The organism is Aquibium sp. A9E412 (assembly GCF_030398335.1).
Taxonomy (GTDB): Bacteria; Pseudomonadota; Alphaproteobacteria; order Rhizobiales; family Rhizobiaceae; genus A9E412.
On sequence record NZ_JAOAOP010000107.1, the window covers coordinates 1 to 7,026 of the forward strand.

The window sequence follows — 7,026 nt, forward strand, 5'->3', positions numbered from 1 at the left end:
CGGCGGCCTCAGTAGAGGCCGCCGGAGCCGGTGTTGATGGCGCGGTTGGCCTGCGGCGAGAGCTGCTCGGCGCGCTCGCCGCCCTCGAAGTCGTCCATGCCGATCACCCAGTAGGTGTCGGAGGGACCGGTGCCCGGCTTGAAGGCTTCCATGATGACGCCGGGCTGGCCGGCCTCCGCGCGCATGCCGGTCTTGCGGTCGATCGGGATCAGCTTCATGCCCTCCGGCACGCGGAAGTCGACCGGCCGCGTGTCCTTGAGCGCCGCACCCATGAACTCCTTGAAGATCGGCGCCGCCAGGCCGCCGCCCGTCGAGCCGCGCCCCATCGGCCGCGGCTGGTCGAAGCCCATGAACACGCCGACGACGAGGTCGGGCGTGTAGCCGACGAACCAGGCGTCCTTCTCCTCGTTGGTGGTGCCGGTCTTGCCGGCGATCGGGCGCTCGAGCTCGGCCACGGTGGTCGCCGTGCCGCGGGTGACCACGCCCTCCATCATCGAGGTGATCTGGTAGGCGGTCATCGGGTCGAGCACCTGGTCGCGATGGTCGATCAGCTCCGGCTCGGACTGGCCGCGCCATTCCTCCGCGTTGCAGCCCTGGCACTGGCGCTGGTCGTGCCGGAAGATCGTCTTGCCGTAGCGGTCCTGGATGCGGTCGATCAGCGAGGGCTGGATCTGCTTGCCGCCATTGGCCATCACCGAATAGGCCGAGACCATGCGCATCACGGTCGTCTCGCCCGAGCCGAGCGACATCGCCAGCACCGGCAGCATCTTGTCGTAGACGCCGAAGCGCTCGGCATACTCGGCCACCAGCGGCATGCCCATGTCGCGCGCCAAGCGCACCGTCATCAGGTTGCGCGAGCGCTCGATGCCGGCGCGCAGCGTCGAGGGCCCGGCGAACTTGCCGCCGTAGTTCTTCGGCTCCCACACCTCGTTGCCGACCTGGATGGAGATCGGCGCGTCGAGCACCACGGAGGCCGGCGTGTAGCCGTTGTCGAGCGCGGCGGCGTAGATGAACGGCTTGAACGCCGAGCCCGGCTGCCGGTAGGCCTGCGTGGCGCGGTTGAACTGCGATTCGGCGTAGGAGAAGCCGCCCACCATGGCCAGCACGCGGCCGGTGTGCGGGTCCATGGCGACCAGCGCGCCCTCGATCTCGGGCACCTGGCGCAGCATCCAGCCGCTCTCGTCGGCCTTCTGCTCGACATAGACCACGTCGCCCGGCGCGAGCACCTCGCCCGGCCGGTCGGCCTTCACGCGCCGGCCGTCGACGACGTGGCGCAGCGCCCATTCCATGTCGGCGACGGCGACCGTCACCGTGCGGCGCTCCTCCGACAGGTCGCCCGAGACCTCGCGGCCGGGACGCAGGCCGACGGTGATGCCCTCCGCCGTCGTCTCCAGAACCACCGCCAGGCGCCATTCCGGCACGTCGCTCAGCCGGTCGACCTCGCCGAGCGGCGCGCCCCAGTCGCCCGACACGTCGATCTCGGTGACCGGGCCGCGGAAGCCGCGCAGCGTGTCGTAGCGCATCAGGCCGTTGTGCAGCGCCTTGCGCGCCAGCTTCTGCATGTGCGGGTCGAGCGTGGTGCGCACCGACAGCCCGCCCTCGTAGAGCGCGTTCTCGCCGTAGCGCGCGATGATCTCGCGGCGCACCTCCTCGGTGAAGTACTCGCCGGCGAACAGATAGCCGCCGCGCTGCCGCGGATTGACGTTGAGCGGCTCGGCCTTGGCCTTCTCGCCCTCCTCGAGCGTCACGTAGCCGTTGGCGACCATCTGGTCGATCACCCAGTTGCGCCGCTCGAGCGCGCGCTCGGTGTCGCGGAAGGGATGATAGTTGGACGGCGCCTTGGGCAGCGCCGCCAGATAGGCCGCCTCGGAGGTCGTCAGCTCGTTGACCGACTTGTCGTAGTAGGTCAGCGCCGCGCCGGCGATGCCGTAGGCGCCGAGGCCGAGATAGATCTCGTTGAGATAGAGCTCGAAGATGCGATCCTTGGAGTAGGCCTGCTCGATGCGGAAGGCCAGGATCATCTCCTTGATCTTGCGCTGGATCGTCTGCTCGGAGGTGAGCAGGAAGTTCTTCGCCACCTGCTGGGTGATCGTCGAGGCGCCGACCGGCCGGCGGCCGCTGCCCAGATTGCGCACATTGGTGACCACGGCGCGCGCCAGGCCCGTCACGTCGATGCCGGGATGGCTGTAGAAGTTCTTGTCCTCGGCCGACATGAAGGCTGCCTTGACGCGGTCGGGCACCGCCTGGATGGGCAGATAGAGCCGCCGCTCGTTGGCGAACTCGGCCATCAGCGCGCCGTCGGCGGCGTGCACCCGGGTCGTCACGGCCGGCTCGTACTGCGCCAGCACCTCGTAATCGGGCAGGTCCTCGGCCAGGTCGCCGACATAGATCGCCACGCCGGCCGCCACGACCAGCGCCAGCACCACGCCGATGCCGAAGAAATATCCAATCAGACGTAGCATGCCCGCTCCAGTTCCCCGAGATGACCGTCACCCTGGCCCGGCGCCGCGCGCGGCCGGCACGGTCCGTGATCGACTCGGCCTTCCATGACCCCGCCATGTGGACAAAATGCGGCGGCGCGGCCCCGGGGATACGGCCTTTCCGGATGATAGCCCAGCCTGTTGCGCGGCTGCAACGCCGGGCGCGGCCGCCTCACCCCCCGGCCCCGGCCTTGACGGCGGCGAAGCCGGCGATTGCGTCGGTGATCGCCGTCACCGCGTCGGCGCGCCATTCCGCGCTGCGCAGCTGCTTCTCGTCGTCGGGGTTCGACAGATAGCCGAGCTCGAGCAGGACCGACGGCACGTCGGGCGCGCGCAGCACGCGGAAGCCGGCAAAGCGGTGCGGGTTCTTGATGAGATCGACGCTGTCGGACAGCTCGCCGAGCAGCGTGCGGGCGAATCGGATGGAGAAGGCGTGCGTCTCGCGGCGGATCAGGTCGACGAGGATGTCGGCCACCTCGTCCTTCTCCTCCTCCACCTGGATGCCGGCGAGCGCGTCGGACAGGTTCTCGCGCGCCGCGGTCGCCGCGGCCTCGGCGTCGGAGGCACGGTCGGCGACGGTGTAGACGGTCGCGCCGCGCACGTTGCGCAGGCGGATCGCGTCGGCGTGCACGGAGATGAACAGGTCGGCGTCGTGCTCGCGGGCGATGCGCACGCGCTCGTCGAGGCGCAGGAACTCGTCGCTCTCGCGCGTCATCACCACGTTGTAGCGGCCGTCGGCCTCCAGCGCGCGGCGCAGCTCCAGCGCGAAGGCGAGCGTGATCGTCTTCTCCTGCGTGCCGGCATAGCCCTCCGCGCCGCCGTCGATGCCGCCATGGCCAGGGTCGATGACCACCGTGAAGCCGGGCGCCGCCGCGCCGGCGTGCGCGTCGCCGCCGTCGGCCAGGCCGCTGCCGGCGCGCAGGGCGGCGTCGAAGCCGGCCTGCGAGGTCGCCGCCAGGTCGACGATCATGCGATAGCCCTCCGAGGTCTCGTTCTTCAGCACCTCGAGCCGCTCGACGGCGAACGGCCCGACGGCCGACAGGATGAGCCGCGAGCGGCCGGGCGTCGGATCGCCGTAGCGCACGCCCGACACCAGGCCGCGCGGCGCCAGCGCCGCGCTGTCGAGGGCAAAGCGCGTCTCCGCAAGGTCGATGACGACGCGGTGCGGGTCGCGCAGCAGGAACGAGCGCGGCTCGGGCGCCCGGTCGAAGCGCAGCACGATGCGCGTGTGGGTGGCGTCGCCGGCCATCTTGAAGCCGTGCGCGCGCAGCGGCTCGCCGGCGCCGGGCGCGACGTCGCCGGCCGTCGCCGCCGCCGCGAACAGCGCCAGCCAGCCCAGCAAGGCCGCGAGCGCGGCCGCCAGGCGCGCCCCGCCCGCGGGCCGGGCCCGAGGCAGCCTCGATTGGCCAACGATTGCCGACATGCCGCGCATCCCCTGCCCATAGCGGCGTATGGTTAACCGAGCGTTGCCGCATGCCGCGCGCGCCCGGTCCCGTCAAGCCACGCCCGAAATCGGGGTTGCCATGACGTGTGGCAAATCATAAAAGCGGCCTTGGCCCATCGCAATGGCGTCCGTGTCTTTGTCCAGACGCCGTGCAGCGATCGCAAGCGGACTGCGAGCCCGGTTGAGGTGAAGGTGCGGTTCAGCCCGCGGTGGCCCGAGAGAATTTCTTCAAGGTGTTTCCGGCGACGCGAAACCCTTAGCGTGAGGAAAGCGGCCGGGACGCAGGTCCCGTGCCGGCTCTGTTTCAGAGCGAGTAACTGGTCCGGACGTCCGGACCGCGGTAGAAACCGTTCCGCCAGGCACACAATGGCATCAAGCGCGACCCGCAAAGCAACGTTCAGCCTCCGCGCCTCACCGGCAGCGGCCGGGCTGGCCGGCGTCTCGCTGCCGCGGCCGGCGGACACCCAATTATCCGGCAGCGAGCCGCCGGGCGCGTCGCGGGGCAGCTTTGCCCGCCCTATACGGTCGCCCGCTGCCGGGGAGACCACACATAATGCCCAACAAGATGCTGATCGACGCCTCCCACCCGGAGGAAACGCGCGTCGTGGTGACGCGCGGTAACCGTATCGAAGAGTTCGATTTCGAATCGCAAGACAAGAAACAGCTTCGAGGCAACATCTACCTGGCGCGGGTGACGCGCGTCGAGCCTTCGCTGCAGGCCGCCTTCGTCGAGTATGGCGGCAACCGTCACGGCTTCCTGGCCTTCAGCGAGATCCACCCCGACTACTACCAGATCCCCGTCGCCGACCGGCAGGCGCTGCTGCGTGCGGAGGCCGAGGAGCAGCGCGCCGAGGACGACGAGGCCGACGAGGCCGAGGACGGCGGCGGCCGCTCGCGCCGGCGCGGCCGCGGCAAGGGCCGCCGCGGCAAGGCGGCGCAGCGCGACGAGCAGGCCGCAACGGCGCAGGCCGCCGAGACGGACGGCCAGGCGATCGCCGAGGCGCTGCCCGAGGCGGCCGATCTCGACGAAAGCGACGCCGGCACGGGCGATTCGGACGGCAATGGCGACGGCAACGGCGAGTCCGGTTCCGGCGACATCGAGATCGACACCGTCGGCGCCGAGGACGCGCTCGACGAGGCGCAGACCCGGCGCAAGCCGGTGCGCCGCAACTACAAGATCCAGGAGGTCATCAAGCGTCGCCAGATCCTGCTCGTCCAGGTCGTCAAGGAGGAGCGCGGCAACAAGGGCGCGGCGCTGACCACCTACCTGTCGCTCGCCGGCCGCTACTCGGTGCTGATGCCCAACACCGCGCGCGGCGGCGGCATCTCGCGCAAGATCACCAACCCGCAGGACCGCAAGCGGCTCAAGGAGGTGGTGCGCGAGCTCGAGGTGCCGGACGGCATGGGCGTTATCCTGCGCACCGCCGGCGAAAGCCGCACCAAGGCGGAGATCCGGCGCGACTACGAATACCTGATGCGCATGTGGGAGAACGTGCGCAGCCTGACGCTGGAATCGACCGCGCCGGCTCTCGTCTACGAGGAAGGCAGCCTGATCAAGCGCTCGGTGCGCGACCTCTACAACAAGGACATCGGCGAGATCCTCGTCGCCGGCGAGGACGGCTACCGCGAGGCCAAGAGCTTCATGCGCATGCTGATGCCGAGCCACGCCAAGGTCGTGCAGCCCTATCGCGACACGATCCCGATCTTCGCGCGCAACGGCATCGAGGCGCAGCTCGACAAGATGCTGCAGCCGCAGGTGACGCTGAAGTCGGGCGGCTACGTCATCATCAACCAGACCGAGGCGCTGGTCGCCATCGACGTCAACTCCGGCCGCTCCACCAAGGAGCACTCGATCGAGGACACCGCGCTCCAGACCAATCTGGAGGCGGCCGAGGAGGTGGCGCGCCAGCTCAGGCTGCGCGATCTCGCCGGACTGATCGTCATCGACTTCATCGACATGGAGGAGAACCGCAACAACCGGGCGGTGGAAAAGCGCCTCAAGGAGTGCCTCAAGCACGACCGCGCGCGCATCCAGGTCGGCCGCATCTCGCATTTCGGCCTGCTGGAGATGTCGCGCCAGCGCATCCGCGCCAGCGTGCTGGAAAGCACGATGCAGCCCTGCCCGCACTGCGGCGGCACCGGCCACGTGCGCTCCGAATCCTCCGTCGCGCTGCTCGTCGTGCGGGCGATCGAGGAGTTCCTGCTCAAGGAATCGCGGCACGACATCACCGTGCGCACGCCGAGCTCGACGGCGCTCTACGTGCTCAACCACAAGCGCGAGAACCTGGTCGACCTGGAGGCGCGCTTCGGCGTGACGATCACGGTCGAGGCCGACGACGGCGTCGGCACGCAGCACTACGCGATCGTCAAGGGGCCGCTGTCGGACCGGCCGGGCACCATCGACCAGGCGGCCGTGCAGACGGCCTGGGCGGCCGAGGACGAGGCTGACGACGAGGCGGCGGCGGCCGCCGCCGCCGAGGAGGAGCGCGAGGCGGCCGAGGGCGGCGAGGAGGCCGGCGACGGCAGCCGCGAGCGCAAGAAGCGCCGCCGGCGGCGGCGCCGCGGCGGCCGCGGACGCGACCAGGCCGGCGACGAGGCGCAGCAGAGCGCCGGCGAGCGTGACGACGACGAGCCGGCCGGCGACGGCGACGAGCAGGCCGCCGAGCGCGCCGAGACCGACGACGACGGCGACCGCAAGAAGCGCCGCCGCGGCAAGCGCGGCGGCCGCCGCAACCGCCGCGACGACGAGGGCGCGCCGGCCGACGAGGCGGCGGTGAGCGCCGCAGCGGACGACGGCGAGGCCGAGATGCCGGCCGACCGGCCGGCCGAGGACGAGCCGGTCGAGGCGGCCGCGCAGGAGGCGGGTGCGCCCGCCGCAGCGGCGCCCGATGCACCGGAAGCCGAGGCGGCCGATGCACCGGTGGCAGAGCCGCCAGAGGCGGCCGAAGCACCGGCTGCCGAGCCCGCGCCGGAGGCCCCCGCCAAGCCCAAGCGGCGCAGCCGCCGCACCGCCAAGCGCGACGCCGAGGCCGCGCCGGCCGAAGGCGAGCCCGCGGCCGCCGCCCCCGCGGCTGCCGAGACGGTGGCCGAACCGGCGCCGGC

Annotated in this window: 3 protein-coding genes; 1 reads left to right on the forward strand and 2 read right to left on the reverse strand. The window is 71.1% G+C overall.

The genetic code is table 11. The features are described 5' to 3' along the window. Positions 1-8: 8 nt before the first annotated feature. Together N1F89_RS20005 and N1F89_RS20010 are read right to left on the reverse strand one after the other, a co-directional pair. Entirely contained in the window at positions 9-2,462 is a 2,454-nt protein-coding gene (locus N1F89_RS20005; RefSeq protein WP_290086222.1) for a penicillin-binding protein 1A, read from the reverse strand. Positions 2,463-2,652: 190 nt separating this feature from the next. Beyond that, the gene (locus tag N1F89_RS20010; RefSeq protein ID WP_290086224.1) at positions 2,653-3,804 is read right to left on the reverse strand and encodes an N-acetylmuramoyl-L-alanine amidase; all 1,152 of its coding nucleotides are present in this window, start codon (positions 3,802-3,804) and stop codon (positions 2,653-2,655) included. 673 nt (positions 3,805-4,477) lie between these two features. Between N1F89_RS20010 and N1F89_RS20015 the strand changes: the two genes are divergently transcribed. Further along, a partial coding sequence (locus N1F89_RS20015; protein ID WP_290086223.1) for a ribonuclease E/G occupies positions 4,478-7,026 on the forward strand: 2,549 nt, incomplete at its 3' end.